The 26,973-nt window shown below is 60.0% G+C and carries 21 protein-coding genes; 10 read left to right on the forward strand and 11 right to left on the reverse strand.

Features of this window, described 5'->3' with window-relative positions; all coding sequences use genetic code 11:
* Nucleotides 1–21 precede the first annotated feature (21 nt).
* From G5S37_RS25825 to G5S37_RS25855, 7 genes are read right to left on the reverse strand one after another with little or no spacing between them, the layout of a single operon-like run.
* Entirely contained in the window at nucleotides 22–1,533 is a 1,512-nt protein-coding gene (locus G5S37_RS25825) for an NADH-quinone oxidoreductase subunit N (protein WP_165208032.1), read from the reverse strand.
* Between the two features lie 6 nt (nucleotides 1,534–1,539).
* The gene (locus G5S37_RS25830) at nucleotides 1,540–3,039 is read right to left on the reverse strand and encodes an NADH-quinone oxidoreductase subunit M (RefSeq protein WP_165208034.1); all 1,500 of its coding nucleotides are present in this window, start codon (nucleotides 3,037–3,039) and stop codon (nucleotides 1,540–1,542) included.
* Between the two features lie 23 nt (nucleotides 3,040–3,062).
* The gene (nuoL, locus tag G5S37_RS25835; RefSeq protein WP_165208036.1) at nucleotides 3,063–4,949 is read right to left on the reverse strand and encodes an NADH-quinone oxidoreductase subunit L; all 1,887 of its coding nucleotides are present in this window, start codon (nucleotides 4,947–4,949) and stop codon (nucleotides 3,063–3,065) included.
* Between the two features lie 16 nt (nucleotides 4,950–4,965).
* Nucleotides 4,966–5,283 carry an NADH-quinone oxidoreductase subunit NuoK gene (gene nuoK, locus G5S37_RS25840; protein ID WP_165208038.1) on the reverse strand — a complete coding sequence of 106 codons (318 nt, stop codon included), beginning with the start codon at nucleotides 5,281–5,283 and terminating at the stop codon, nucleotides 4,966–4,968.
* Between the two features lie 14 nt (nucleotides 5,284–5,297).
* Nucleotides 5,298–5,861 carry an NADH-quinone oxidoreductase subunit J gene (locus G5S37_RS25845; RefSeq protein WP_165208040.1) on the reverse strand — a complete coding sequence of 188 codons (564 nt, stop codon included), beginning with the start codon at nucleotides 5,859–5,861 and terminating at the stop codon, nucleotides 5,298–5,300.
* A gap of 6 nt (nucleotides 5,862–5,867) precedes the next feature.
* Nucleotides 5,868–6,401, reverse strand: coding sequence for an NADH-quinone oxidoreductase subunit I (locus tag G5S37_RS25850; protein ID WP_165208042.1), 534 nt, complete (start codon nucleotides 6,399–6,401; stop codon nucleotides 5,868–5,870).
* A 12-nt stretch (nucleotides 6,402–6,413) separates the two neighbouring features.
* Nucleotides 6,414–7,628, reverse strand: a complete 1,215-nt coding sequence (locus G5S37_RS25855; protein ID WP_165208044.1) for a complex I subunit 1 family protein — start codon at nucleotides 7,626–7,628, stop codon at nucleotides 6,414–6,416.
* Between the two features lie 202 nt (nucleotides 7,629–7,830).
* On the opposite strand from G5S37_RS25855, the gene G5S37_RS25860 reads away from it, so the two are divergent.
* Both G5S37_RS25860 and G5S37_RS25865 read left to right on the forward strand, forming a co-directional pair.
* Nucleotides 7,831–8,865 carry an SHD1 domain-containing protein gene (locus G5S37_RS25860; protein WP_165208046.1) on the forward strand — a complete coding sequence of 345 codons (1,035 nt, stop codon included), beginning with the start codon at nucleotides 7,831–7,833 and terminating at the stop codon, nucleotides 8,863–8,865.
* A 4-nt stretch (nucleotides 8,866–8,869) separates the two neighbouring features.
* Nucleotides 8,870–9,289 (forward strand): hypothetical protein, encoded by a 420-nt coding sequence (locus tag G5S37_RS25865; RefSeq protein WP_165208048.1) that lies wholly within the window; start codon nucleotides 8,870–8,872, stop codon nucleotides 9,287–9,289.
* 332 nt (nucleotides 9,290–9,621) lie between these two features.
* Here G5S37_RS25865 and G5S37_RS25870 read toward each other — a convergent pair whose 3' ends face one another.
* Nucleotides 9,622–10,023, reverse strand: coding sequence for a VOC family protein (locus G5S37_RS25870; RefSeq protein ID WP_165208050.1), 402 nt, complete (start codon nucleotides 10,021–10,023; stop codon nucleotides 9,622–9,624).
* A gap of 402 nt (nucleotides 10,024–10,425) precedes the next feature.
* On the opposite strand from G5S37_RS25870, the gene G5S37_RS25875 reads away from it, so the two are divergent.
* From G5S37_RS25875 to G5S37_RS25900, 6 genes are all read left to right on the forward strand, one after another.
* Nucleotides 10,426–12,873, forward strand: coding sequence for a DUF1592 domain-containing protein (locus G5S37_RS25875; protein WP_165208052.1), 2,448 nt, complete (start codon nucleotides 10,426–10,428; stop codon nucleotides 12,871–12,873).
* Between the two features lie 39 nt (nucleotides 12,874–12,912).
* Complete coding sequence (locus G5S37_RS25880) at nucleotides 12,913–14,295, forward strand: DUF1552 domain-containing protein (protein ID WP_165208054.1); 1,383 nt, start codon at nucleotides 12,913–12,915, stop codon at nucleotides 14,293–14,295.
* A gap of 113 nt (nucleotides 14,296–14,408) precedes the next feature.
* The gene (locus tag G5S37_RS25885; protein WP_240914715.1) at nucleotides 14,409–15,665 is read left to right on the forward strand and encodes a hypothetical protein; all 1,257 of its coding nucleotides are present in this window, start codon (nucleotides 14,409–14,411) and stop codon (nucleotides 15,663–15,665) included.
* Nucleotides 15,666–15,771: 106 nt separating this feature from the next.
* Nucleotides 15,772–16,773: a G protein-coupled receptor LGR4 gene (locus G5S37_RS25890; RefSeq protein ID WP_165208064.1), complete on the forward strand. Its 1,002-nt coding sequence runs from the start codon at nucleotides 15,772–15,774 to the stop codon at nucleotides 16,771–16,773.
* A 96-nt stretch (nucleotides 16,774–16,869) separates the two neighbouring features.
* Complete coding sequence (locus tag G5S37_RS25895; protein ID WP_165208066.1) at nucleotides 16,870–18,174, forward strand: hypothetical protein; 1,305 nt, start codon at nucleotides 16,870–16,872, stop codon at nucleotides 18,172–18,174.
* 188 nt (nucleotides 18,175–18,362) lie between these two features.
* The gene (locus tag G5S37_RS25900; RefSeq protein WP_165208068.1) at nucleotides 18,363–19,136 is read left to right on the forward strand and encodes an N-acetylmuramoyl-L-alanine amidase; all 774 of its coding nucleotides are present in this window, start codon (nucleotides 18,363–18,365) and stop codon (nucleotides 19,134–19,136) included.
* 227 nt (nucleotides 19,137–19,363) lie between these two features.
* Here G5S37_RS25900 and G5S37_RS25905 read toward each other — a convergent pair whose 3' ends face one another.
* The 3 genes from G5S37_RS25905 to G5S37_RS25915 all read right to left on the reverse strand — a co-directional run bounded on the left by G5S37_RS25905 (nucleotide 19,364) and on the right by G5S37_RS25915 (nucleotide 25,080).
* Entirely contained in the window at nucleotides 19,364–21,907 is a 2,544-nt protein-coding gene (locus G5S37_RS25905; RefSeq protein ID WP_165208070.1) for a DEAD/DEAH box helicase, read from the reverse strand.
* A 91-nt stretch (nucleotides 21,908–21,998) separates the two neighbouring features.
* Nucleotides 21,999–23,108 (reverse strand): Gfo/Idh/MocA family oxidoreductase, encoded by a 1,110-nt coding sequence (locus G5S37_RS25910; protein ID WP_165208072.1) that lies wholly within the window; start codon nucleotides 23,106–23,108, stop codon nucleotides 21,999–22,001.
* 238 nt (nucleotides 23,109–23,346) lie between these two features.
* Nucleotides 23,347–25,080 carry a molybdopterin-dependent oxidoreductase gene (locus tag G5S37_RS25915; RefSeq protein ID WP_165208074.1) on the reverse strand — a complete coding sequence of 578 codons (1,734 nt, stop codon included), beginning with the start codon at nucleotides 25,078–25,080 and terminating at the stop codon, nucleotides 23,347–23,349.
* A gap of 216 nt (nucleotides 25,081–25,296) precedes the next feature.
* On the opposite strand from G5S37_RS25915, the gene G5S37_RS25920 reads away from it, so the two are divergent.
* Together G5S37_RS25920 and G5S37_RS25925 are read left to right on the forward strand one after the other, a co-directional pair.
* Entirely contained in the window at nucleotides 25,297–25,638 is a 342-nt protein-coding gene (locus tag G5S37_RS25920) for a hypothetical protein (protein ID WP_165208076.1), read from the forward strand.
* A 207-nt stretch (nucleotides 25,639–25,845) separates the two neighbouring features.
* Complete coding sequence (locus G5S37_RS25925) at nucleotides 25,846–26,835, forward strand: diacylglycerol kinase family protein (RefSeq protein WP_165208078.1); 990 nt, start codon at nucleotides 25,846–25,848, stop codon at nucleotides 26,833–26,835.
* The last annotated feature ends 138 nt before the right edge of the window (nucleotides 26,836–26,973 follow it).

The following is a 26,973-nucleotide window of genomic DNA, read 5'->3' on the forward strand; positions in this document are numbered from 1 at the left end:
TCCCAGGGCCGTGCCCGGAGTTTATCGCTTCTCCGTCACGGCCACCTGAGCGGCTTTGGCGTCGGCTTTGCCACGAAGGGCGTTGCGGATGGAATCTGGATAGACACCCATCACCACAATGCTGGCGGTGAAGACCGCGAGCAGAATGGCCGAGGGAAGTCCCAGCTTGAGTTTCGCGGGAGCGGCCTCGCCGTCGACCTTGGAGTAGAGCGAGAGGATGACTCGGAAGTAATAATAGAAACCAACCGCGGCGCCGATGACGGCAATCACGAGGTAGGCATAGGCGCCATCCAGCACCGTGGCGAAGATGACGAGGAACTTGCCCATGAAACCAGCGGTCAGCGGAAGACCGGCCAGCGAGGCGAGCGCGAGGGTGACAGCCATGCCCAGCTTCGGATTGCTCAGCGCGAGACCGCGCAGGCTGGCAATTTCTTCTCCCAGACCCTGGGCGCGCGCGGTGCTCAGAAGCAGGAAGCAGATGAAAGTCATCGGCAGGTAGGTGGCCAGGTAGAAGGCGGCGATCTCACCGGAGGTCAGCCCTGTGTTCGCGGTGTGCAGGCATCCCAGCACGACAATCAGGTAACCCGCATGGGCGATGCTCGAATACGCGAGCAGGCGCTTGAAGTTCGTCTGGGCAATCGCGGCCAGGTTTCCGAGAAGGATGGTAGCGCCGCCGAGCACGAGCAGCACGTGTGAAATGGGCTGGGCAATGGCGGAACCTTCCGCAACAAAAGTCTCCACCACGCGGGTAAGGACGACGAAGCCTGCTGCCTTGGAACCCACGGAAAGGAATGCCGTCACCGGAGTAGGGGCGCCTTGATACACGTCCGGCACCCAGATGTGGAAGGGCACAGCGCCCACCTTGAATCCGAGGCCTGCAATCACCAGCGCAGCGGCAAAGAGCAGAGGTGCCGTGCTGCCCTCCCAATGCTGGAGCGAGTGGGCGATTTCTTCCAGCGTCAGTCCGCCGGTCATGCCGTACAGCCAGGAGAGGCCGTAGATGAGAAGGCCTGTGCTGAGAGCACCGAGAATCAGATACTTCACGCCGGCTTCCAGGGAGGAAGCGCTGCGCCGCATGTAGGCCACCAGCACGTAGAAGCTCACCGTCACCAGTTCGAGAGCCACGAAGATGGTGATGATGTCCTTGGCCGAGGCCATGACCATCATGCCCACGCAAACGAAGACCGGCAGGCTGAAGAACTCACCGAGACCCGCTTCCTTGTGCTTCTCGGGGTTGGTGGCCACATACTGGTTCACCACCGGAGCGTATTCCAGAGAGAGCACGATGGTGGCAATCGTCGCCACGAGCACGAGTCCCTTGTAGAAGAGCGCAAGGCTGTCGACCGCGTAGAAGGTCTCCATGTGTGGAACCTGAGCGCTCGCCCCACCGGAGATGAGAATGATCAATGCCAACGTGAGACCTCCGAGCGCACCGTAGGCAAGCGTCTTGCGCGGCACGCGGGTGAATGCCTCCACCAGCAGCAGCACAAGGCCGAGCACACCAAGAGCGAGTTCCAGAGAGAGCGGTGACATCAGAATTTAGTTCGCTGCGAGTGTCGCGAGTGTTTTCAGCGAGGCGTCGATCACCTGCAGCAGGGAGCCGGGGTACACACCGACGATGAACAGGGCGGCCGCCAGAAGGATCATGGGCACACGCAGGCCGAATCCCGGGTCGCTGACATAGAGTCCCGAGGCCGCCTGGCCGAAGAAGAGCTTCCGATACGCGCGGAGCATGTAGACCGCGCTCATGACCACGCCCCAGAGGGAGAAAATGGTGGCCACCTGCAGGAAGGTGAAGCCCTCAGCGACCTTGAAGCTCTCAAACGTGGAGAAGAAAATCATCACTTCACCCGAGAAGTTCGCGAGGCCGGGCAGACCGATGGAGGCAAAGGCCGCGATGCCGAACAGCAGGCTGAGGAAAGGCGCATTCTTCGCGAGGCCACCGAGCTTGGCGAACTCCAGCGTGCCAAGCTGGTTGCGGAGACGGCCGCAGATCATGAAGAGCAGGGCCACCGAAATGCCATGGCCGAACATCAGAAGCACCGCGCCATTCGTTCCGATGGCATTCCCAGCAGCAAGGCCCAGGAAGATGTAGCCCATGTGCATCACGCTCGAGTTCGCGAGCATGGTATCCAGGCGCGACTGGTGAATGGTGACAAAGCCGATGACGAGGATATTCCCCAGCAGCATGTAGAGCAGCGCGTGCTGGACCCAGGGAGTCTTGGCAGCTTCCGGAAGCAAGGGCAACGCGATGCGGATGAGACCGTAGAGACCGAACTTCTTCAACACACCCGAGTGCAGCATGGCAACTGGTGTAGGTGAGGCAGCATAGGCGGGAGCAGCCCAGCTATGGAAGGGGAACAAGCTCACCAGCGTGCCGAAGCCCACAAGAAGCACGAAGAAATTGATGGGAGCAAAGCTGGCGTAGGGAGCGTCGCCCTTCAGAGGATGCTGCAGCAAGGTGAGCAGGTCGAAGGTCAACTCCCCGCTCGGCGGACGGCAGTACCACACGACACCGAGGAGACCGGCCAGCAGAATCAAGCTGCCTACACCAAGATAGATGGTGATGCGCCATGCGGCCTGACGCTTCTCGCCATGACCGTACAAGGCGATCATGAGGAAGGTGGGAATCAGCGCCAACTCATGGAAGGCGTACAGGAAGAAAATGTCCGTGCAAAGGAAGGCGCCGAGCGCACCGCTCGCGATGAGCAGTGACGCACCGTAATGCAGCTTCTCCTTGCTCGTGGTGGCCCAGACCGCGGCCAGCGTCACGAGCACCGTGAGCAAGGCCAGCGTGAGGCTGATGCCATCCGCCCCGACCGCGAAGGCGATCTTCGGCGCGGACAGCACTACATGCGAGTTGATGTAAGCCATCTTGCCCTCGATGGACGCATCGCCGCGGTACCCGATGAATAACCCCAGCACCAGCAGCAGGTTCACCACCGAGGCTCCCAGCGCCGTGGCGCGGGCGGGCGCACCCAGCCAGATGGCAATGGCGGCCAGCAGCGGAAGCAGGATGATGATTTCGAGAGGACTCACGGGAAGGGAGTAGGAGGCTTGGCTTAATTCTTGGAAGTGGCGTACACCGCCAGATACACTGCGATCACGATGCCCAGACCGAGAACAAAGGTGTAGGCCTGCAGGCCACCGCTCTGGATGCGGCGCAGTGCGTTGCCGGAGGACCTGGCCAGCGCGGCAGGCAGGCGCACGGTGAGGCCATCCACGACGATGCTCTCGATGCCATTGATGATCCACGCGAAGCGGTCCTGCGCGTATTTCACCAATCCAGCATAGAACTCATCCCAGTAGAACTTGTTCGCGAAGAGCGGGATGTTGACCGGGTCCTTGTCCTTGCCCTTGTAAGTGGTGAATCCGAAGAAGGCACCCACTGCCAAGGCGACAATGGAGAGAACCATGACCACCCAGTTCGTGTGCTCATGATGAGGCACCATGGCGCTCAGAGTGCCAGAAACCCATGGAACAGCCGAGATGAGCGAGGGCACAGCGAGCACGGCCAGCGGAATGATCATCACCAGCGGGGACTCATGCGCATGGTCCGCATACTTGGTGCGGCCCTTGCCCAAGAAGGTTACTACCACCAAACGGGTCATGTAGTAAGCAGTGAGCACTGCCGTGAAGAGTCCCATGAAGAACAGCGGCCAGCTTCCGTGTCCGTCGTGCGGATACGCAGCGGTGAGGATGCCTTCCTTGCTCCAGAAACCACTGGTGATAAACGGCACGCCCATGAGAGCTGCGGTACCAATGACAAACGTGTAGAAGGTCACAGGCATCTTCTTCGCGAGACCGCCCATTTTCCAGATGTCCTGCTCATGGTGGCAGGAGTGAATCACAGCGCCAGCGCCGAGGAACAGCAGCGCCTTGAAGAACGCGTGCGTGTACAGGTGGAACATGCCTTCATTTGGAGCATGCAGACCGACGGCCATGACCATGTAGCCCAGCTGCGAGAGCGTGGAATACGCCAGCACCTTCTTGATGTCATTCTGCTGCGTGGCCATCAAGGCCGCCATCAGCGCGGTGATGCCGCCGACCCAAGAAATGATCTCCAAGGCAAGGTGGCTCGCCTCAAGCAGGAAGAACACGCGCACCAGCATGTACACCCCGGCCGCCACCATGGTCGCAGCGTGGATGAGGGCGGACACCGGCGTGGGGCCTTCCATGGCATCCGGAAGCCACACATGCAGGGGGGCCTGCGCGCTCTTGCCCATGGCGCCAAGGAAGAGACCAATGCAGGCCAGCGTGAAGAGGCCCTGCTGGTTGAACGAGAAAGCCTTCAAACCGCTGTTGGACACCTCCATTGAATCCTTCATCGCCGAGAAGGAAAGCACCCCTTCGTTCCCCCACCCCGAAGCACCGACCGCGCCAAACAGAATCAACATGCCCAGCATGAACCCGAAGTCGCCGACGCGGTTCGTGATGAAAGCCTTCTTCGCGGCATCGCTCGCTTCAGGCTTGGTGAACCAGTGGCCGATGAGCAGGTAGGAACTCACGCCCACCAGTTCCCAGAAGAGGAACATCATCACCAAGTTGTCCGCCAGCACGATGCCGTTCATGGAGAACATGAAGAGCGACAGTGCGCCGAAGTAGCGCGCTTTTGCGGAGTCATCCTTCATGTAGCTCGTGCTGTAGATGTGCACGAGCATGCCGATGAAAGTCACAATGAAGAGCATCCCCTTGCTCTGCGCATCGATGATGAAACCGATGTTCGCCTGGAAGACGCCTGCCTTCAGAAAGGGATACAGCACCAGCGGCTCCTTGTTGTCGTTGGCGCCCAGGAAAATCAGCGCGCAAAGGAACATGATGATCGACACCCCCGTGGAGATGAGGTGCGCGGTATTCTTCAGCACCCCATGCAGCAAGGTGATGACCACCGCCGATGCCAGCGGCAACAGCAGGACCACACCTGAGAGGGTTTCGGGAGAGAGGTTCATCAGATCGTCGGAAGTGTCAGCCCTTCATCTTTTCCACAGCGCCCACATCGACGCTCTGCTTCGCGCGGAAGAGCGCCACGATGATGGCGAGACCCACGGCCACCTCAGCGGCGGCCACGGTGATGGTGAAAAACACCAGCGCCTGTGCGTTGTAATCAGGAAGCCCCTCCACCAGGCGGAAACGGGAGAAGGCCACCAGCGTGAGATTTGCCGCGCTCAGCATCATCTCCAGGCACATGTAGATGGTGATGATGTTCCGCCGCACGACCACGCCCACCAGCCCGATCGCAAAGAGCAGGCCGCTGACCATGAGATAATGACTGAGGGTAATCATCGACGGGACTGGAGCTAGTTCACTTCACGCTTGCTGAGGATGACCACGCCCACGGTGCCGACAAGCAGGAGCACACCGACGAGCTGAATCTGGAAAGGGTAACGCTGGAAGAGGGCCTGACCCACCAGCTTGGCATCGGGCAGAGACTCACGCTCAAGATCCCGCTTCACACCAGGAAGCGCCTGGGCGCGTGAGGCGTGCTGGAACTGCACAGGCACATCAGCGAGCTTCGTGCGCCCCTTGTCGAAGTTGGCCAGAATGCTTCCAAGCTGGGCTACGAAGACGATGGCAAGCAGAGCACCACCCACCACCGGGAGGGCATTCACCTTTTTCAACTCCTCTGCCCTGATATCCAGAAGCATGACGATGAAAAGGAACAGCACCATCACCGCGCCGGCATACACGAGGATCTGGATGATGCCGATGAAGTAGGCGTCCAGGCTCACGAAGAGCGCCGCGAGACCCACGAAGCTCACCACCAGGGAGAGCGCGCTGGCCACCGGATTACGCAGCACCACGACCAGCAGGCCGAAGACCAGCGTTATCGCAGCAAAGAGGTAAAACAACACGGACGGCATGGCGGCTTACTTCAAATCGTTCCACTTGTTTACCAGGCCGACACGCACGCCGCCGATTTCATAAAGCTTGGCCTTGTCATGCACCATCTCCGCACGGCTCGTGCCGGTGATGGCGTAGTCCTTGCGCAGGAAGATGGCCTGCTCAGGGCAGACTTCCTCGCACATGCCGCAGTAGATGCAGCGGATCATGTCGATCTTGAATTCCTTGGGGCGTTTCTCGACCTTGGCCCACTTGTCCTCGCTGGGGATTTCCTCAGGCGTGATGGTGATGGCACGGGGGGGACAGATGAATTCGCAGAGCTGACAGCTCACGCAGCGCTCGCGGCCATGCTCATCCGTCACCAGCGTGGGCGCACCACGATAATGATCCGGCAGGTTCGCATCCCATTTCTCCTCGGGATACTGCATGGTCACCTTCTTGCGACCACGCATGATGGCAATGGCATGGCCCAGCGTGATGCGCAGGCCTTTCAGGAACGTGGAGATGAACCAGCGCTCATGCCATTTCAGTTTGGGGCGTTGACAGACAATCGTGGCCATATTCGCGGGCGATCAGATGCGGAACCACAGCATAAGCACGGCGGTGAGGAACACATTCGCCAGTGCGAGTTCAAAGAAGACCAGCCAGCCGAGCTTCATGAGCTGGTCATAACGGAAGCGCGGCAGGGTCCACCGCACCCAGATGAAGAAGAGAATGAAGAGGAAGACCTTCGCGAGGAAGCACACGATATGAATCAGGCCCAGCAGCAAGGGAGTGGAGCCCTCTTTGAAGGTGAGCTGAATCCCGGTCCACTGCTCAATCAGTCCACCAAAAGGAATGCTCCAGCCGCCGAGGAAGAGCGTGACCGCCAGACCGGAGCCGATGATCATCGCAGCGTACTCACCCATGAAGAACAGGGCGAACTTCATCGAGCTGTACTCGGTATGGTAACCAGCGACGAGTTCCGTTTCGCACTCAGGAAGGTCGAAGGGAGCACGATTCGTCTCCGCGAACATGGAGATCACGAAGATGACGAAGGAGATGAAAATGGGAATGAGCAGGACCCAGCGGCCCAGTGTGAGGCCCTCGCCCCAGAAGGGAAGCAGCAGCCAGCCGTTCTTGTCCTGATAGCGGGCAATCTCCGGGAGATTCAGGTCGCCGATGATCATCAGCACGGGGATGATGGAAAGGCCCAGCGCGATTTCGTAGGAAATCATCTGCGAGGAGCTGCGCACCGCACCGAGGAAGGGATACTTCGAGTTCGAGGACCAGCCCGCGAGCACAATGCCGTACACGCCCAAGGACGCGATGGCGAAGGTGAAGAGCGGCCCCACATTGAGATCCGCGATGACCATCGGCACCGCCTGATGCACCCAGGTGCCTTCCAGGCCAAGCTTTCCTGCGATCCAGCTCAGGTCCAGTTCGCTGCCAAAGGGAATCACCACCGCCGTGAGCAGGGCCGGCACCATGACCAACGTGGGCGCGAGCCAGTAGTAGAACTTCTTTACGTGAGAAGGAGTGAAGTCCTCCTTCAGCAGGAATTTCAAGCCATCCGCCAGCGGCTGAATCAAGCCGGCAAAAGGAATGTCCTTCTTCCCGCCGAAAAGAGTGAGCGGAATACCCGTGCGGTTCGGGCCCACGCGGTCCTGGATGACGGCGCTGCCTCGTCGCTCGAAATACACCGAGTACGCCACCATGGGCAAAATGACCAGGAAGCTGAAGAACACGATCTTCACCGCCGAAGCGATGAGATACGCGAGATTGATGCTGTCTAGAAAGCTACCCATGAGCCAGCCGCACGATAGCGGGACGTAGAGACCGATCTCACTACCGGAAGCGGGGCGGGGCGGCAAATTGAATTTGTGAAAAATTTCACAAGCCCGGATTTCTGCTTGCCGTTCCCGGCATCCACACACCGCTCCGGAGGGCTGCAATTCTGAACAGAGTTTCTCTTGTCGCGCACCGAACTTTCCGATAGAACGCAGTTCCATGAACAAGACCCTGGTTCCTTGGGCGGCACTTTCCCTGTCCCTCGCCCTGAGCCCCCTGGCTGGCGCTCGAACCTTCACCGACAAGAACGGCCGCAGCATGGAGGCCGAGATTGTGGCCAAACAGGGTGACCAGGTCCGCATCAAACGCACGGACGGCCAGCAGTTTACCGTGCCCGCCACCACTTTCTCCCCGGCAGACCAGGAGTACATTAGAGCTTGGCAGGCTCCGGGCGGAGCACCGACCCCGGCGTCGACACCGGGTACTCCGGCCAAGCCCGGCGCTCCGACCGCCCCCTCAGGCACCGCCGACCCCCGCGTGAAGCCCGGCGCGGTGGTGGCCCTTGAATTCCCCAGCCTGCCCAAGGACCACAATGGCAACGTGGCCACCTGTAACGTGCGTATTCCCGAGGACTACGACCCCACGAAGCCAGTACCGCTGTTGGTCTGGATTGGCGGGGGCAAGGGTGGGAACACTCCGAACGGCGGCTTCGCCTTGGTAGATAAGGGCCACTATGCCATCGCCGGCCTCCCCTACCCCTCCACCGTGCCGACGCCGAACACCGCCCTCGACAACCCGAAGGACTTCGACGTCATCATCGACTACCACAAGGCCATGCTCGCCGATGTGGTGAAGCTTCTGCCGAATCTGGACCCCAAAATCCGCCTCGTGGCCGGCTTCAGCAACGGCGCCCACACCATCGGCACCAACCTCACCCGCGGCGAAGGCTACTTCATCGACCTCTTCAATGCCTTCATCATCATCGAAGGGGGTGGTCGTGACATCGACGCCAAGAAGAAGCTGCGTGAGAAGTTTGCCTACCTGGCCTGGGGCAACGACGCCGCCAAAAAGGGCAGCAAGGACTACATGGCAAACTATGTGTGCAAGGCCGTGAAGGACGCACGGCTGCAGGTCACCGACCACGAAATGGACGGCGTGGGTCACGATTTCCCCGAGTCGGAGAAAGCACTCGTGAAGACGTGGATCGAGAAGACCGTGCTGCCAGGGCTGGCGGCGGGACCGAAGAAGCCGTGACCGTATGAAGTGGGCGATCTATATTTTCGTGTGCTTTGGCTTGCTCACTTCGGCAGTTCAAGCTGACAGCAAACGTGTTTTCGGCGTAGAGCTCGATCTAAATGACAAAGAGCTTGATTGGAATGAGGCATGGGAATTCGCTTGGCCCGAGCACTCTTATAAATTGGACCCATGGAGGGAAGTAGCCGTGGAGCTATCTGAGCTGAAACCGGTCGCCAGTGCACAGAAGTTCAATGGCGGCCTTGAAATAGTTGATGAAAGACTTAATCGCATGATATTCAAAGCGTTGGGAATCAAAGCGATTGAACTTTCCAAGCCGGTTTATTCGATTGGCAAAGAAAAGGAAATCGATGCCATCATCTACAACTATAAGGGTGCAGTTCCCTTCGAAGTACGGCACACGCTGTGGTTTGGGCAATTGTGATTCCGAATACGAGCTGGGATTCCGCGAAGAAAACAATGCTAGCGCCCCTTATGGAACGCAGTAAAAGTGGTGAAGCCTCTTAAAGGATAGTCCCGATATTTCGAGCGGTGAGATTCTTGCACAACTCAGCTCAAAGCTGCCCCCATTCTTGAGCGACGCCATAATCCTCGAGAACAAGGGGAGCCTCGTGATCGCAGGCTCGAAGATTAAGGGACATTCATCTATACCGCCAGGCCACTATCCCTTGCAAAATGTTGGCTGGTTGCGCAGAAATATTAGATAGCGGTCCGCCGTCACCACCACCCACGCTGCTTATTTGATCTGAAGGTTGGTCATTGCGGGGGCATTGCTTTCATATGGAAGAGCCCCCACTGGTGTCCATCGGGGTCGGAAAAGTCGTGCTGGTACATGAAGGCGTCGTCCTCCGGCTTCCCCTGGGTCGTGCCGCCGGCGCTCAATGCTTTCGCGACCAGTCCGTCGACTTCCTCCCGGCTCGAACAACTGAGGGAGACCAGCATTTCGGTGCTCGTCCTCGTGTCACAGATCGTCTTGGGCGTGAAACTGGTGAACTTCGCGTGCGTCAGCAGCATGACATGAATGACATCGCTGACGACAATGCATGAAGCGGTGTCATCGGAGTACTGGGAATTGTGGTCAAAGCCCAACGCGCTGTAGAAGGCCGTGGACTTGGGCAGGTCAGCTACAGGCAGAGTTATGAAAACGAGTCGGCTCATGAGGAGGGAGAAGGATGGGGTGATGTTTGGAGGTGCTTGGTCAGGACCGCCGAAGCTGCCCGTCAAAAGAATGACGAACGTCCCCAGCAAGCGAGGACAACTCGGGCTACTTTTTCCTTTAGGTCTGGTTTTCCTAACCAAGCAGACGCGCTCGCGGAGGTTGGACCTGATGACCCACGACTCTGCGAACACTTCGTTTTACTTGAGCAGCCTTGAGCGCTCCCCCGAGAAACCGCGGCGCCGAACCCACATGTTATAATAACAGCGATCTGTTTGCGACGTGATGAATGAGAACATCGGGTGAAGCCGTAAAAGAAAATCCCCCGACAATGCCTTGCCCCACCCCCGAGACCCCGGGGGTGCGCTCCGAGGCTGCGCCGGGATGCATTGCTCTCACCTTCGATGACACGTTCCGTTTTCAGCCTCTCAGCCATCCTAATCGCCAGCGCCGGTCTTCCCAGTGCCGTCCGCGCCGCCGAGCCGTTTGATGCCTTCCTGGATAAATACTGCATCAGTTGCCACGGGCCCGAGAAGGAGAAGGGCGACCTTCGCATCGACAAGCTCTCTCGCGACTTCAAGCTGGGTGCGGATTCCCATCACTGGTCGGAGATGATTGAGCAGGTCAATTCCGGCGAGATGCCTCCGAAGAAGGAGAAGAAGAAGCCGACCCAGGAGGAAATGGCGGCCTTCGTCACGACACTCGACGGGCTGATCAAAGAGGGGCGCGCGGCCCGTATGGCAGCGAGGCCTGCGGTGTCGCATTACCGCCTGAGCCGGAAGGAGTACCAGAACACGGTCTATGACCTGCTCGGCGTGCGCTACGACCCCGCCAAGCCAGGGGAGCTGAACGAGGACACGCTGTGGCACGGTTTCGAGCGCATTGGCTCGGAGTTGTCGCTGTCGCCCTCGCATATGGACCGTTATTACCGCGCCGCGGGCACGGTGCTCGACCGCGCTTTCCCCGCCGCATCGTCCGGCGAGGCGCGCAAGGTCCGCAAAACGGCAGCAGACCTGCGCTACAACGGAGGGAAGGAACAACAGGCCGCGCTGGACCGGTTCGGCATCAAGCGTCCCCTGCGTTATCTGCTGTTCCCCGGCACCGTTCAGAATGCGCTCTCGCCCAACTGGTTCGGAAAGACCGGCCCGGAGCACAGCGGCCTCTACAAAGTGCGCATCCAGGCCAGCGGCGTTCGCCCCCTCGACGGCCAACCGGCGCACTTGAGCATCGGCCAGCGCACCGGGGAGGAGACCGTGGATAGCCTCATCGATCTGGACATCACGGCACCCGAGGACAAGCCGCAGGTGTATGAGTTTGAGGTATTTCTCGAAATGCCGGTGTCGCTGGACTTCTGCGTCGTGGCCACCGATGTGGTGGACCGGAGAAGCGGAGCCGCCTTCCGCAATGCGCTTTCCAGCCGCGGTGGATACATCTTCACCCACAGCAGCGAGACTCTGCTCCTGAACCCGAACGCCCCGCAGATGTTCGATGGCAAGGGGAACGGCCTCTTCTCCACGGTGCTCCTCGATTGGATCGAGTGGGAGGGCCCCCTTGAGACGGACATCGAAAAATCCCGCCGCAAGGATCTGGTACCCGCCGATGACGCGACGCCCGAGGTGGTCGCGGAGCATCTGCAACGCTTCGCCGAGCGCGCCTGGCGCCGTTCGGTCAAGAAGGAGGAACTGGAGGACTATCTGAAATCCTACCGCGAAGAGCGCGAGGCAGGCGAAAAGCCGGCTGAGGCCTATCGCGTGGCAATGCAGGGTGTGCTGACCTCCCGGAACTTCCTCTACCTCGTCGAGGGCGAACCGACGGCCCGCGAGAAGCTCACCGACCTGGAACTCGCCTCACGGCTCTCGTATTTCCTGTGGAGCTCCATGCCGGATGACGCCCTTTTCACCGCAGCCAAGGGCGGCACCCTGAACGGCGATGGCCTGAAGAAGCAGGTTGACCGGATTTTGACGGACAGCCGCATCAACCGCTTCGTCGACGACTTCTCCCGCCAGTGGCTGCAACTGCACCGCGTGGGCATGTTCCCGCCGGACAAGAAGCTCTACCCCACCTATGACCGGTGGCTGGAGACAAGCATGCGGGAAGAGCCGGTGGAGTTCTTCCGCGAAGTGCTGGTGAAGAACCTGCCCATGGAAAGCTTCCTCGATTCCGACTGGACCATGGCCAATTCCCGGCTCTGCGATTTCTACGGACTGCCAGAGCCGAAGACGGATGCCTTCCAGCGCGTCTCGCTCAAGCCTGAAGATCGTCGTGGCGGATTGCTTACCATGGGCGCATCGCTTGGGCTCACCTCGGACGGCACGCGTCATCGTCCCGTGCATCGCGGTGTGTGGCTCAGCGAAGTGATCTTCGCCAAGACGCCGCCACCACCGCCGGCCAACGTGCCCGCCATTGAACCCAATCCACCCACGAGCGCCAAGGCCACCCTCCGCGAAAAATTGGAGGCGCACCGCGACAACGCCAATTGCTCCGCCTGCCATGCGAAGATCGATCCCCTGGGCATTGCGTGGGACAACTACGATGCCATCGGCCAATGGCGCACCCATGAAAAGGTCGCAGCGGGAACCGGCGCGGACCCCATGGTGAATCCCGCCGGCGAGATGCCTGATGGTCGTCACTTCAAAGACTCCAACGAATTCAAACGCCTCTTGATCGAAGACCGTGACAAGTTCGTCCAGGCCTTCATTGAGCACCTCTGCACCTACGGCCTCCGCCGCGTGCTCACGGTAGATGACGAAGACGACATCGCGGCCATCGCCGCAGAAGCGAAGAAGAACAACTACGGCGTGAAGGATATCGTCCGCGCCGTGGCGGTCTCCAACTTGATGCGCAAACGCTAACGCTCACTCCACAATTTTCCCTCTTCAACATTCGATATTATGAGCAACTACCTGTCCCAATCCTGGCTGATTGACCGCCGCCATGCTCTCAAAGCATTGGGCTCGTTCATTTCTCTCCCCTTGCTGGAATGCATGGTGCCTCGGCAGGCGGCAGCAGCGGCGGCGATCACTGAAACACCCAAGCGGAGCGCTTTCATCTATATTGCAAATGGTGTCCATTCGCTGAACTACCAGATCACTTCGTCGGGGAAGGACTACAAGTTTTCCCGCTCGCTCTCGCCTCTGGAGAAGCATCGCCAGAGCATCACGCCCATCAGCGGCCTGCATCACCCGGGCAGCCTCAGCCATCACCACAACTGCATCAACGTGTGGCTGACAGGTGGAAAGCTCGGACCTTCCGATAAAAACACCATCTCGGTGGACCAGAAGATGGCGGAGATCACGGCGCAGCACACGCGCTACCCGTCGCTGGAAGTTGCCATCACCCAAGAATCCCTCGCGTGGACGGCGGATGGTGTGAGGCTGCCCGCGATGCGTCGCTGTAGTGAGATCTTTGCCTCGATGTTCGCAGAACCCAAGGGTGGCATCGCAGCCCAGCGACGCGCCTTGCGCCGCAAAGGCAGCGTGCTGGATGACAATCTTGCTGAAGTGCGTCGCTTGGAAAAGCAGATGGGCGCCCAGGACAAGGGACGCATGGATCAATATCTCACCTCCGTGCGCGAAGCGGAAATCCGCACGCGGCGGGCCGATGCCTGGCTGGATACGCCGCTTCCGACCATCTCCGAAGCGGACCGCCAGCGCACCAACCGCGACATCCCCGACACCAAGGCGGGTGATTATTTCCGCACTGTCTATGACCTCATGGTGCTCGCATTCCAGACGGATGTGACCCGCGTGGCTACCTTCAGCTTGGGTGGCGAAGGCCAGGCGATCTCCATTCCTGAAATCGGAATCACGGAGTCGCGTCACCAACTCAGCCACCACGGTGGTGACCCGGGCTACATGGAGAAGCTCACCAACTACGACACCTTCGCCATCGAGCAGTACAGCTACTTCCTCACGCGGCTCGAGGAAACCAAGGATCTCAGCGGCAAATCGTTGCTCGGCTCCACCATGTCGCTTTTCGGCAGCGGTATGTCGTATGGCCACAGCCACGGCAATGCCAACCTCCCGCTCGTGCTCGCCGGCGGCTCGGACCTCGGTCTGAAGCATGGCCAGCATCTGGACTTCAACAAGGAGGCAGCAGGATTCCAAGGCTATGCGCTCGACGCAGCTGGAGCACTCACCAGCGCGCATTACCAGGTCTGCAGCCGCCCCGTGAACACCGACGCTCACATGAGCAACCTGCTCCTCCTCATGGCCCAGCGCATGGGCGTGGAGACGGACAAGTTCGGCGACAGCAACAAGGTGATCGCGCTGTGAGGCAGTTCTTGGTTCCTCGTTCTTGGTTCTTGGTTATGCGTTCTTCGTTTATGGTTACTCGCTCTCTCTTCGCGGTTCATTCGTTGTCGTTGGCTCTTGGTTGTTCGTTCGTCATGCACGCGACTGCCGCCAACGAAGAACCAAAAACCAAGAAGCAAGAACAAAAAGCCGAAGTCTTCCGTCCCGAGGCGGGGAAGTTCCCTCCTCTTGAAAAGGCATACACTTACCGGGGTGAACTCGTGTTCGTGGATCACGTCAACCGCCGCGGCAGCGTTCGCGTGCAGGGTGAGGGTGGTACGTATTTCCGCAATGCCCCGCAGCCCTTTGCTTTGCTGCCGTATGCCGTGGTGCGCTATCACGGCGCGCCGGCGGATTTGAGGGACATCCCGCTCGGCACCGTGCTGCACATCCGCGGCTTTCTCCCGCCTGACCCGAAGCTTTCCGCCGTGCCGGTGTTGCCAGTCGACAACAAGAGCAAGATCGCGGGCTACAGTGGCACCGGTGTCGCACCGGCCGAGAACCACATCCTTCTCTTGGAAGACGAGCCCAGCCATTGCCAGCGCGAAGGCTTGGTCTGGAAGTTGAAGGAACTCGACATCAAAGACAGTGAGGGAATGATCATCGCCAAACGCGCCCCGAAGGCTGATGGCGCAGGCGGAGACGGCAAGGCCACCGAGGAGAAGCTGACCTTCGATGCCGCTACGCGCGTGTGGCGGGGTCGCGAATGTCTGGGCATCGCCGACCTGGTCACCGAAGGCATCTGGCCCGCCAGCGGCAAGAAAGCACTCGATGGCCAAGCGGTGCAGCTCGGCATCACCTGGAAACCCACACCCGATGGTGTGTTTACCCGATTCCACATCTCGGACATCTGGCTGGACGACGCCGCAACACAGCGTGCCGCGCAAAATCAAACCGAGCAGCACAAGGCCTTTATCCGCAGTCGCTGGATGCCCGCTTGGGTGGATAATGTCGAGTATGGCAAGTTTGGTCGCGCCACCGTGACCGTGACCTTGTTCGGCGGCATGGATGCTTCCCTGTATGCCGACTTCAAGAAGAGTGGCCAGGTGCTGGTGAATGGAGCCGAGAATACCTTGAAACACGCAGGTGGCGGATACGGCCCCGCGCACATGGCTTCCAAAGGCCCCATCCTCGACGTCACGAAGGTCGAGGGAGAGGCTCCTGTGGGCAGCAGCGGCATCCAGGTCAAGTTTGAGACGGACCTTGTTATCGAAGGCATCCGTCCCACGAGGGTCATCCGCATCCGCCCTGCGGAGTGGCCCCAGGTACAAGTGCCCCGCGAAGAATATCTGGGCGATGGCACCGACGCCGGTGACCGCTTCCCGACCCCGGACATCTTTCCCAAGTACTGAAGCTAACAGCTCGTTCTTGGTTTGTGGTTCTTGGTTCTTTGTTGGCCAGCAAGAGGCCAGGACTTCGAGGCTGGAAACCAAGAACTAGGAACGAAGAACCAAGAACATGAAACTCACGCTCTTCTGCGCTTTCACCACTCTCGCTTTCTCGGCCACCGCCTTCGCGCTCGACCCACACGTTGAAGCGGTCATCCGCACCGTGGAAGGTGCCAAAGGGAAGGTCGAAAAGACCGAGGATGGCCAGAGCCTCAAGCTCGTCGATCTCGCGGTGCCGAATACCGGCCCGCATGATCATCGCAAAGACGACCCTTATGACGCGGCCTTCTTCGAGCATCTCGGCCACATCGCCACGCTTGAGTCACTCAACGTCATCTCCACCAAGTTCAACGACGAGTGGATGCCACACATCGCAAAGCTCACGCACCTCAAGACCCTGCGCTTCACGAACAATGGCAAGCTCACGGATGCAGGCATGGTGCAACTCGCCGGAATTAAGGATCTGGAGAGCTTCTCCTTTGTCGGCACCGCCATCACGGGCAAGGCGTATGCGAAGTTTGACGGCTTCACCAAGCTCACACGCGTCAGCCATCGCGGCAGCAGCATCGATGACGAGGGACTCAAAGAACTCTGCGACCACCTGCCCAACCTCGAAAGCATCAGCCTCGCGCATGCGAAGTTCACCGACGCCGGCGCTCCGAATCTCGCGAAGCTGACCAAGCTCAAGAGCCTCGAACTGGGCGCGCACGCCACGCCTGCTGCACTGAAAAACATCACCGCGCTGCCACTCGAAAACCTTCAACTCGGAGAAGGCTTCGACAAGTCGGAGTCCCTGCCCATCACCAAGGAGATCAAAACGCTGAAGCGGCTTACGCTTACGAACTGCAAGACCACTACCGCGGACGATCTCAAGCTGCTCGCCACCATGACGCAGCTCGAATCCCTTGAGCTCGGCAACCTCGAGCAGGCTGAAGCCTATCTGCCGCAGTTGTCGGCCTTCACGTTCCTCAAGGAACTGAAGTTCTATTACCCCAAGCGCTACTCACCCGAGCTTCAGGCCAAGATCCAAGCCGCAGTACCCAAGGTCGCGGTGAAGTTCACCCCGCAATAGTTGATTCACGGTTCCTGGTTCTTGGTTCTTTGTTGGCCAACTACACGCCGCGATCCAAAACTGGAAACCAAGAACCAGAAACGAAGAACCAAGAACATGAAGCTCCCCCTGCTCGTCGCTTTTTTGTGCGTTCTCACCGCCGTCGCACCTGCTGCTGGCGAAGAATCAAGCACCAAGAACAAAGAACCAGGAACGGGAATCTTTCGTCCCGAGGCGGGGAAGTTTCCTCCTTTGGAAAAAGCGCACTCCTATCGAGGTGAGTTGGTGTTTGTGGATCATGCGAACCGCCGGGGCAGCATCCGCGTGCAAGGGAACGGCGTGTTTCGCCGGAATGAACCGCAACCTTTTGCCATGCTTCCCTACGGCATGGTTCGCTATCACGGCGCACCGGCGGATCTCAGAGACATCCCGCTCGGCACCGTGCTACACGTCCGTGCTTTCCTCCCGCCAGACCCGAAGATTTCCTCCGTGCCGGTGCTGCCCGTCGACAACAAGGAGAAAAGATCCAGCTACGGTGACATCGGTGCCGCCCCCGCCGAAAACCATGTCCTTCTCCTCGAAGATGAGCCCAGCCACTGCCAGCGCGGGGGATTGGTCTGGAGGCTCAAGGAACTGGAGCTCAAAAACAACGAGGGCACGATCGTAGCCACCCGCGAACCGAAGGCAGATAGCGCAGGCGGGAACAGCAAGGCCAGCGAGGAAACACTGACCTTCGACGCCGCCACGCGCATCTGGCGAGGTCGTGAATGCCTCGAGATCGCCGACCTGATCGCAGAGGGTGCTTGGCCTGCCAGCGGTAAGAAATCTCTCGATGGCCAAGCTGTGCTGCTCGGAGTCACTTGGAAACCCACGCTGGGCGGTGTGTTCACCCGTTTCCACATCTCAGACATCTGGCTGGACGACGCCGCCATGCAACGCGCCGCCAAGAACCAGACCGAGAGACACAAGGCTTTCATTCATAGCCGTTGGATGCCTGCATGGGTATACTCGGTGGAGTATGGCAAGTTCGGTCGCGCGACCGTGACCGCGACTCTGTTCGGCGGCATGGACGCCTCTCTCTACGACGACTTCAAGAAGGACCTCCAGGTGTTCGTGAATGGAGTGGAGAACACCCTGAAGCACACCGAAGGAGGCACCGCTGGGCCCACTCAAATGGCCTCACGCGGCACCCTCCTCGATGTCACGAAGACACCCGGAGACGCTCCCCTTGGCAGCAGCGGCATCCAAATCCGCTTCGAAACAGACCTCATCACCGAAGGCATCCGTCCCACCCGCATCATCCGCATCCGCCCCGCCGACTGGCCCGATGTCCACATGCCGCGCGAGGAATACCTCAACAGCGGCGGGAACTTCAGCCACGAAGACCGCTTCCCGACGCCGGATATTTTTCCGAAGTATTGAGGTCTTTCCGAGCGAAGAGGCATCCACCGCGCGGGTCATTCGCGAGTACTGCGAGTCGGATGCGGAGGCTTTCGCGTAGTGGGCACTACATCACATGGTTGGTCAGAATCTCTTCGCGTGCTATTGTTGACGGCACGATCTTTGCATCTGTGCAAAGCCTCCCAGGGTGAAAGCCAACAAGAAAAGAAATGACCACGAGCAAACCGCATCGCAGTTCATTCCTTCTTCTTTGCAGCGGCATGGCGTTGGTGACACTGACCTTGTTGCTGGCGAGTTGCAGCTCCACTTCGCCGGGTTCAAGGGGACCGAGCAGTTCCAGATTGGACCAGTGGGGAAATCGCGCGGGGCCACAGGGCTTTAACACGGTTGTGGTCGATGCGGGACATGGCGGAAGAGACTCTGGGGCGGTTTCGCGCCGCACGGGGCTGGTGGAGAAGACGCTGACGCTCGACCTGGCGCGGCGTCTTCGCAGCGAATTGGGGGGGAGCTTCCGCGTGGTGATGGTGCGCGATTCGGATGTGTTTGTGGATCTCGATGATCGCGTCCGCATCGCGAACAAGAGGGGCGACAGCGTCCTCGTCAGCATCCATTTCAATGCAGGCTCGCGGAGGCTTGCGGGCCCAGAGACTTACTGGTGGCGCGTGGACAGTTACACCCTGGCGAAACGTGTGCAGCGCAACCTCACGGGTGTCTCCGCGCAGGACAACTCACGCGGCCTCGTGCGCCGCCGCCTGCGGCTGACTCGCAATCCCATGGTCCCGTGCATTCTCGTGGAGGGCGGTTACATCACTAATACACGGGAGGCGAAGTCACTCGCCAATCCTGCCTATCGTGCGCAACTGGCGCGTGCCATCGCTGCTGCTCTGCGGGAACAGGCGGCTCAGGGGGATGGCAATCTCGGTCCCTTGCCGGGGTTCATCTCAGCGCCGCCCAGCCGACATGGGGATGCGCGCGACAGTTGATACTATCAGCAGTTGAAAAGGGTCTTTGTGCAGGAAGCGAAGGATTGGCAAAGGAGCGTGGACACTCTTGTCCGCCGTTCTGCGGTGTAACAGCCTCATTCATGTTGAAACTGCTGGTGGCGTTTCTGGAGCAGCTGATGGAAAGCGGCCTTGCCTGCCAGGTGAAAGAGGGTAGTGCGTCAGGGATAGCGGACAAGAGTGTCCGCGCTCCTTTGGAATGCTGCACGCTACGCCGGCACCACCGGCCCGATGGCGATGAGCGATAGCGTAGGCTTGCCGGCTTCGCGGGCTTGATCCAGATCGACGCTGAACTCCATCTGCCAATCATTCAGGCCTTCGGGGTCCACCAGCACCTGGCAGACGCGCCAGGTGCGTTTGTCCTCAGAGGGCTCCACGTAGGTGTGGCGGCCATTGCGCGCTTCGTTGTCGAGGCTGATGCGCTCGTGCTCGTCATAATAGGGATCCAGCGTGGCGATGAGAGTTTCCTCGCTCCATGTCGACGGAGGCTGGGAGAACTGAGATGCCGCGAGCTTGTAGTTCCCCATGGCGAGAGGACGGAGGAAGCGGAAGATCTCAGTGCGAACCAGTGCGGTGAATTCCCGCTTGTTCTTGGTGATGTCCGCAGGCTCGGTGGAGGCGGGCTCGTCTTCGCTCGGTTTCCAGTTGGGATCACGCAGACGCTCCCATTCATCGAGCAAACTCGAGTCGGTGCCGCGCAACACGCCTGCGAGCCAGGCCTCCATCTCCTGCACGGCCTCGGTCTTGAACTTGTCTGGTACCGTTTGCGTGAGAATCTTGTGCACCCCCGAGAGGTGGCGCAAGAGCACGCCCTCTGCGCGGTCAAGGTCGTAGTCCTTGATGTAGTCCGCGAAGCCACGGAAGTTCTCAAACATCTCACGGGCGATGCTCTTTGGACGGATATGATCCTGACCCACCCAGGGATGCTCTGCCTGGAACTCGTTGAACGTGCTGTAGATAAAATCGCGGCACGGCTTCGGATACTCCAGCTCTTCCAGTCGGGCCATGCGCTCCTCGTAGGGGATGCCCTCGGCCTTCATCTCGGCCATCGCATCGTCCTTCACCTTGCTCAGTTGCCGGCGCAGGATGGTGTCCGGATTCTCCATGATGGATTCACAGAGCGTCATCATATCCGCAGCATAGGTAGGGGAAGCGGGATCAATGACGGCGAGGGTATCAATCACATAGAGTGCCAGCGTGTGGTTGAGGGAGAAGTCTTCTTGAAGTTCGACATTTAACCGCAGCTTCTTTCCCTCAGCTCGCTCGGCTTTGGGAAGTATCTCGATGATTTTGCGTTCCACCAGAGCACGGAAGAGTTGCCAGGCGCGCTTCCGGTGTTGCTTCTTTGCTTTCGGCGTTTCGTGCGAGTCCGCAATCAGACGCTGCATGGCACGGCAACCATCGCCGTCGCGGCTCAGCACCTGGAGCAGCATGCCGTGTGAAACCTGGAAGCGCGAAGTCAGCGGCTCGGGAGATGCCGCCTGAAGTTTCTTGAAGGTATCTTCGTTCCATCCCACAAAACCTTCCGGTGGTTTCTTCTTCACCATCTTGCGAAGCTTCTTCGCATCGCCAGCCGCCTTGGCGTCCATCTTGAGATTCTCGATAACATGCTCAGGCGCCTGCGCGACCACGTAGCCAATATCATCGAAGCCGCGTCGACCGGCGCGACCGCTGATCTGATGGAAGTCGCGTGCGGAAAGGGTGGACACCTTCTGCCCGCCATACTTGCTCAAGCGCGTCAGCAGCACGGTGCGAATCGGGACATTGACGCCCACGCCAAGCGTATCTGTGCCGCAGATGACTTTCAGCAGACCGCGCTGCGCGAGTTGCTCGACAAGCATGCGGTACTTCGGCAGAAGTCCGGCATGATGAATACCGACGCCATGCGCGAGGTATTTCTTCACTTCCTTCCCATAGGGACTCGTGAACTTTACGCCCATCATGAAGTCCTTGATGGAGGCCTTCTCAGCTGGCGTGCAGAAGTTCAGGCTCATCAAATCCTGCGCCGCCTGTGCGGCTTCGTTCTGCGTGAAGTGCACGAGGTAGACGGGTGTCTTCTTGGCCTCGACCAACTCTTGCAGCGTGACATCCACCGGTGTCTCCACGTAGCTGAACTCCAGGGGCACGGGACGTTCCCTTGAGGACACGATGGTCGTCTCCGCGCGTGTCAGGCGGGTGAGTTCGTCCCAGAAGAACTCTGTCGCGCCCATGGTGGCGGACATGAGGAGGAACCTCGACTCACTCATGGTGAGGAGAGGCACCTGCCACGCGACGCCACGCTCGTGGTCCGCATAGTAGTGGAACTCGTCCATGATGACCTCGCGGAAGGGTGCCTGGGCACCGTCGCGCAGCGCGTAGTTCGCAAGGATCTCGGCGGTGCAGCACATGATGGGCGCATTGCGATTCACCGTAGCATCACCCGTGGCCATGCCCACGTTATCCGGCCCGAAATCCCGACAGAGCGCGAGGAACTTCTCATTCACCAGGGCCTTGATCGGGCTGGTGTAGACCGAGCGCCGCCCCATGGCCAGCGAGCGGAAATGCAAGGCCGTCGCCACCAGCGACTTTCCAGAGCCAGTCGGCGTATTGAGGACGACATTCTTGTCCTCGAAGAGCTCCAGCACTGCTTCCTCCTGGGCGGGGTACAACTCCAGCTTCTTCTCGGTTACATAATCGAGGAAGCAGCTCAGCAGTTCATCATTGGAAGCGCCGGAGGATGACGGCAAGCGGCGCAGCAGCGGGTGGTCAGACATCGAACAGACACCGTCCCGAAACAGGGCGTTTGGGCAATGGCTGATTTCCCACGAAGTGGTGCACGAGTCGGGATGGCGGCGCGAGCGCCCATCATGGCAGCACCACTTTCTTCCCCGTCTTCGCCGACTCACGCGCTGCCTCCTGAATCTCCATCGCGATGAGATTGGTCTCCAGGGAAGACATGCTGCCCTTGGGATCGATTTCACCCCGAATCACGGCGGCAAAATACTCCACCGATGAGCCATAGGGCGCGGGCAGCGGTGCAGCAGTCTTCTCCTCGGGACGCTTGGCGCGGTCGAGTTGGATTTCATAGTCCGTGGGGTTGATCGTCCGGATGATGCCTTTGCGGCCGTAGATTTGCACATCCTTGCGCGGGAAGGTCCAATCCCAGGACGCCTGGATGATGCCCTGTGCCTGCGGATACTCGAGGATGAGCGTGGCATTGTCGTCCACCTGCGTCCACGTCTCGGGCCGGTTGGTCTGGAAGACGGCCGTGACCGACTTCGGACGTTGATTGCCCAGCAGCCAGGTCGTGATGACGCCACCGTAGCAGCCGAAGTCCGACGATGCGCCGCCGCCATTGAGCTTTGGATCCTTCAGCCAGGCGAGGAACTCGGGTTGTACACGGTCAGGTCCGGGATGGCCGAAGTGGCCCACGATCTTCGTGAGCACCCCGAGTTGCTGCTCCTCGACACAGATGCGGTGAGCCTCCCCGAGGCATGAATACCACGTCGTCTCGAGATTCGTCAGGAGTTGAATCTTGTGCTTCCCTGCCAGCGCCGCCATGCGGTCAGCGGCGGCCTTATCGACGGCAAGCGGCTTTTCCACAATCACGTGAATGCCACGCGGAGCCGCCGCTTCGACTGCGGCCAGATGGTCGTACGTGTTGGTGAAGACCCAAATGGCTTGCGGCTTCTGCTCATCCAGCATCTTTGGGAGATCGGAGCCGAAGGGCACCTTCTCGAGTTGGAAGCGTTCCTTGTACCGGTTCACCACTTCCTGGTTGGGCTCATAGATGCCGACGATCTCCACCGAACCTAGGTTGGCCTTGTGCAGGAATCCGCTCACGTGACCGTGGACGAGACCTGCGATGATGACTTTCACGGGAGCAGGAGCAGGCGCAGGCGTCGGCGAGTCCGCGGCGCGGACTTCAAAAGCACCGACGAGAACCAGGACTACAAATAGGAAGCTCTTAAGCATCCATCAATAGAGTGCGTGGCCTCGCGTTTCTTGCAGGAATCGCGAGATGATTGCGCTGAAATCACGAAGAAGCGAAAGCTTCTCCAAGGATCGGGGGCACTCTTGCCCCCTCAGTGGTATGCAACGCGAAATTGGGGGCAAGAGTGCCCGCTGATCCTTGGGGAAAGCGCATCCGTTTTTTTGATGCGCCGCGCCGACCTGACCGCACAGAGGACTGTGCGGACCACCAAGCAACGAACTACCCAACAATAATCCCCTTCGCCTTGCGCTCGCGTTCGCGCTCCAGCAGGGGGATCTTCTCGTCGGTCTCCATGACCTGCACGCCGAGGTCGCCGATGCCACGCAGGGTCTTGCCCTGGAAGATGGCGATTTCACCGGCCATGCGCTTGAAGACATCGTCCACAGAGTGGAGGCCGTTCGATCCGCTCACGGCGAGGATGAGGTCACGCAGGATTTCCCAGTCGTCATGCGCTTCGCCGGGGAGTTCCACCGCCTTGTTCAGGCGCTGGAGACGGCCGGTGACATTGATCATGCTACCGCGCTTCTCGGCATAGGTCGCTCCGGGGAGCACCACATGGGAGAGCTCAGCGGTCGCATTCGCCAGCACGTGGCTGGAGGCGAGGAATTTCAGCTTGCCCAGCACTTCCTTGGTGAGGCCGAGCTTCAGGAGGTTTTCGCCGAGGGCGAGCACGACCTTGATCTTGCCCGCCGTGATGTCGGCGATGATCTGGTCGAGCTGCTTGCCAGGCTCCGTGCCCCAGATGGTGCGCACCCCATTGCTGTTGGGGTTCATGTCGGCGGCACGCAGGAAGTTGTCGGCCTCGCGGGTGCGGGGCACCACATCGAACTGCGAGGTACCGAGCGCCTTGATGAGGGCCTTCGCGAGGTAGAGCTCTTCATTCGTCATGCGCGCGGAGGCGATGACGGCAATCTGGTCGGCGGGCACTCCGGCGACACCCTGCGCCACGGCGAGGATGGCGTCCTTCCACGTCGCGGCCTGGTGCTTGCCCGCCGCCTTCTTGATGAGCGGCTGGGTGAGGCGGAACTCGCTGTTGACGAAATGGAAGTCGAGACGGCCACGGTCGCACATCCACGTGCTGTTCACGTCGTTGTTCTCGCGCGGGGTCTGGCGGTAGATGGCCTGCTGGCGGGAGGAGATCTCCATGTTGCAGCCGCGGCCGCACTGCGTGCAGATGGACTTCGTTTCCTTCAGGAACCAGACGCGCTGCTGGAAGCGGAAGTCATTCGAGGTCAGCGCTCCCACCGGGCAGATGTCCACGGTGTTGAGCGAGTAATTGTTCTCCAAGCGCTTGCCGGGGTGCACCGCGAGGGTGGTGTGGCTGCCGCGCTCCGTGAAGCCCAGCACCGGATCATCCACGATTTCCGCGCAGAAGCGAATGCAGCGGGAGCACATGATGCAACGCTCGTCATCCAGACGCACGCGCGGGCCGACATCGACATTCTTCGGCTTCTTGACCTTCTCCTCGCGGAAGCGGCTCTGGCCATTGCCATGCTCCACGCTGAACTCCTGCAGACGGCACTCACCGGCCTGGTCACAAATGGGGCAGTCGAGGGGGTGATTGATGAGCAGGAGCTCCATCACGCCGCGGCGGCATTCTTCGCTCAGCTTGCCCCCAGTACGGATGCCCATGCCTTCGCTGACGGTATTCGCGCAGGCGATGACGGGACGCGGCATCCAGCCGATGACCGGCATGCCGTGCTCGTCCTTCGCAGGCTCCTGGCCGGGGGTGGGACGGGGGGGCATGCCCATCTCCACGAGGCACATACGGCAGTTGCCGGGGGAGGAAAGCTTCGGGTGGTAGCAGTAGTGGGGCACCAGCTCACCCGCGATACGGCACGCCTCAATCATGCGCATGCCCTTGGGGAACTTGTGCCACTTGCCATTGATCTGCACGTTCACCGTGTCCACCGGAGGCGGCGAGGCGGAGGCGCTGGCAGGGGCAGTACTCATCGTAATAAGGCTAGAGGCATTAATGGATTCGCGGGAGTGTCCAGCAAGGGGAATTTGTGAAAAATTTCACAAGCGTGAGTGGTGGCCCGACCGGTCCGTGTGCGGTCAGGACCAAGGTCAGACCACCAACGACGCCCCAGTTTCTCCAAGAAACCACAAAAAGACCTTGCAGTCCGTGTACGTGCAGTCTCCCGTCACGCAGCCCTGACGGCTGCCATGCGCTCGATTGTCACTTTCTTGGTGGGCCTTTCCCTCGCCGCCCTTGCCTGCGGCGCGGAACCGCCTGCGGCGAATCCTGCCAAGGCACCTCGTGAGACCTACCCGCTCTATGGGAGGGTGGTGTCCATCAGTTCCCAGACGCTCGTGATCAAGGGCGGCAGTGGCAAGCCGGACCGGTCCTTTGCCCTAAGCCCAAACCTCACCATCAAGAAGGACGAGAAACCCGCCACCCTCGCCGACGTCGTGGCAGGGCAGTGGGTGGGTGGCTCGGTGCGCAAGACTGCGACAGGTCCGCCGCTGCTGGAGAAGCTGAACCTCAGCGTGAAACAGAAGCCGTAGGGGAGCGTTACGCCCTCATGCATATCTCCAGCCCTGCAGCGCCCCACTTTCCGAGCCGCAGGAAATCACCCCAGTTCAAGGAGCGGCACTAGCCTAGTGCCGGATCTGCAGCGCCCCACTCGCGCTGAACCAGGAAGTCCACCCCGGCACCCGCACCCGATTTCGAGGTAGCACGTCACACCGCCCCCTCCTTCCCTTCCCCTTCGCATGCCTGCGACCGACTCCGCCCCCGACTCCCCCACCCTCGACCCCACACCGACTTGGACCAAGGCCACCGTGGTGCTGAACCGTGAGTCGGGCGCCGTTTCCTCCCTTGGCCCGGAGACCTTGGTAGAGGACCTGAAGGCGGAATTCCTGAAAAACGGCATCACCGCCACGGTGCATCTCGTGAAGGGGTCTGAGCTGGAGGCCACTCTGAAGCAGGCCAGGGATGACGACAGCGATGCTGTGGTGGTAGGCGGGGGAGATGGCACGGTGGCTGCCGCCGCTGCCCTGCTCGCCGGCGGGGACAAGCCGCTGGGCGTGCTGCCCTTTGGCACCTTCAACATCGTCGCACGCGATCTGAACATCCCGCTCGACTGGCAGGAGGCCGTTGCGGCCCTCGCCACCGCGTCCCCCACGAGGATGGATCTCATGGAGGTGAATGGCGGTCTGTATTGCTGCGTTTGCGTGCTGGGTTTCTTCCCCGCGCTGAAGATGGCGCAGCCGGAGCATCATGGGAACTGGGTGGTGCGCACCCTGCAGACCTGCTGGCTCGGATTGCGTAGCATGGCCACCTTTCCGCCGCTCGACTTGAAGCTGATGCTTGATGGCAAGGAGATCCATCGGCGCACCCGCTTCGCGCTGCTCGCGAACAATGACTACGAGGAGATGTTCGGCCTCATCCCCAAGCGCAAGAGCATCAACGGCGGCTACTTCACCATCTATGTCTCCAACCACCGCACGAATATCGGCATGACCCGCGCGCTGATCTCGTGGATCCTCGGCCGGTTCAAGCAGGACAAGGAACTCACGATTTTCCACACGGATGAACTCGACATCGTCGTCCGCCGCAAAGGGGTGATTCCCGTGATGGTGGATGGCGAGGTGAAGAAGCTCACGTCACCGCTGAAGATAAGGACACGGCCGCAGGAATTGTGTGTACTGGCACCAGCAGAGACGAAGGAAAACGTGGAGCATGAAAAGGCGGAGCCATGAGAAAGTAGTCCGCCGAGCCTCGGCGGTCACCGTGTCAGAACCCACGATCTTCCACCCGCTATACACGGAAGAATCCCGTGAGGGAATAGCCGCAAGAGAACGCAAAGAGCACAAAGGAGAGAGTGCCTATAGCACACC

The organism is Roseimicrobium sp. ORNL1 (assembly GCF_011044495.1).
Classification (GTDB): domain Bacteria; phylum Verrucomicrobiota; class Verrucomicrobiia; order Verrucomicrobiales; family Verrucomicrobiaceae; genus Roseimicrobium.

Coding starts and splice junctions, on each gene's coding strand:
- G5S37_RS25895 (WP_165208066.1), top strand. CDS start 16,870: ATGAAGCTCCCCCTGCTCGTCGCTTTTTTGTGCGTTCTCACCGCCGTC.
- G5S37_RS25825 (WP_165208032.1), bottom strand. CDS start 1,533: ATGTCACCGCTCTCTCTGGAACTCGCTCTTGGTGTGCTCGGCCTTGTG.
- G5S37_RS25860 (WP_165208046.1), top strand. CDS start 7,831: ATGAACAAGACCCTGGTTCCTTGGGCGGCACTTTCCCTGTCCCTCGCC.
- G5S37_RS25885 (WP_240914715.1), top strand. CDS start 14,409: ATGCACGCGACTGCCGCCAACGAAGAACCAAAAACCAAGAAGCAAGAA.
- G5S37_RS25910 (WP_165208072.1), bottom strand. CDS start 23,108: ATGCTTAAGAGCTTCCTATTTGTAGTCCTGGTTCTCGTCGGTGCTTTT.
- G5S37_RS25870 (WP_165208050.1), bottom strand. CDS start 10,023: ATGAGCCGACTCGTTTTCATAACTCTGCCTGTAGCTGACCTGCCCAAG.
- G5S37_RS25920 (WP_165208076.1), top strand. CDS start 25,297: ATGCGCTCGATTGTCACTTTCTTGGTGGGCCTTTCCCTCGCCGCCCTT.
- G5S37_RS25845 (WP_165208040.1), bottom strand. CDS start 5,861: ATGCCGTCCGTGTTGTTTTACCTCTTTGCTGCGATAACGCTGGTCTTC.
- nuoK (WP_165208038.1), bottom strand. CDS start 5,283: ATGATTACCCTCAGTCATTATCTCATGGTCAGCGGCCTGCTCTTTGCG.
- nuoL (WP_165208036.1), bottom strand. CDS start 4,949: ATGAACCTCTCTCCCGAAACCCTCTCAGGTGTGGTCCTGCTGTTGCCG.
- G5S37_RS25925 (WP_165208078.1), top strand. CDS start 25,846: ATGCCTGCGACCGACTCCGCCCCCGACTCCCCCACCCTCGACCCCACA.
- G5S37_RS25875 (WP_165208052.1), top strand. CDS start 10,426: ATGACACGTTCCGTTTTCAGCCTCTCAGCCATCCTAATCGCCAGCGCC.
- G5S37_RS25850 (WP_165208042.1), bottom strand. CDS start 6,401: ATGGCCACGATTGTCTGTCAACGCCCCAAACTGAAATGGCATGAGCGC.
- G5S37_RS25855 (WP_165208044.1), bottom strand. CDS start 7,628: ATGGGTAGCTTTCTAGACAGCATCAATCTCGCGTATCTCATCGCTTCG.
- G5S37_RS25865 (WP_165208048.1), top strand. CDS start 8,870: ATGAAGTGGGCGATCTATATTTTCGTGTGCTTTGGCTTGCTCACTTCG.
- G5S37_RS25900 (WP_165208068.1), top strand. CDS start 18,363: ATGACCACGAGCAAACCGCATCGCAGTTCATTCCTTCTTCTTTGCAGC.
- G5S37_RS25880 (WP_165208054.1), top strand. CDS start 12,913: ATGAGCAACTACCTGTCCCAATCCTGGCTGATTGACCGCCGCCATGCT.
- G5S37_RS25915 (WP_165208074.1), bottom strand. CDS start 25,080: ATGAGTACTGCCCCTGCCAGCGCCTCCGCCTCGCCGCCTCCGGTGGAC.
- G5S37_RS25890 (WP_165208064.1), top strand. CDS start 15,772: ATGAAACTCACGCTCTTCTGCGCTTTCACCACTCTCGCTTTCTCGGCC.
- G5S37_RS25905 (WP_165208070.1), bottom strand. CDS start 21,907: ATGTCTGACCACCCGCTGCTGCGCCGCTTGCCGTCATCCTCCGGCGCT.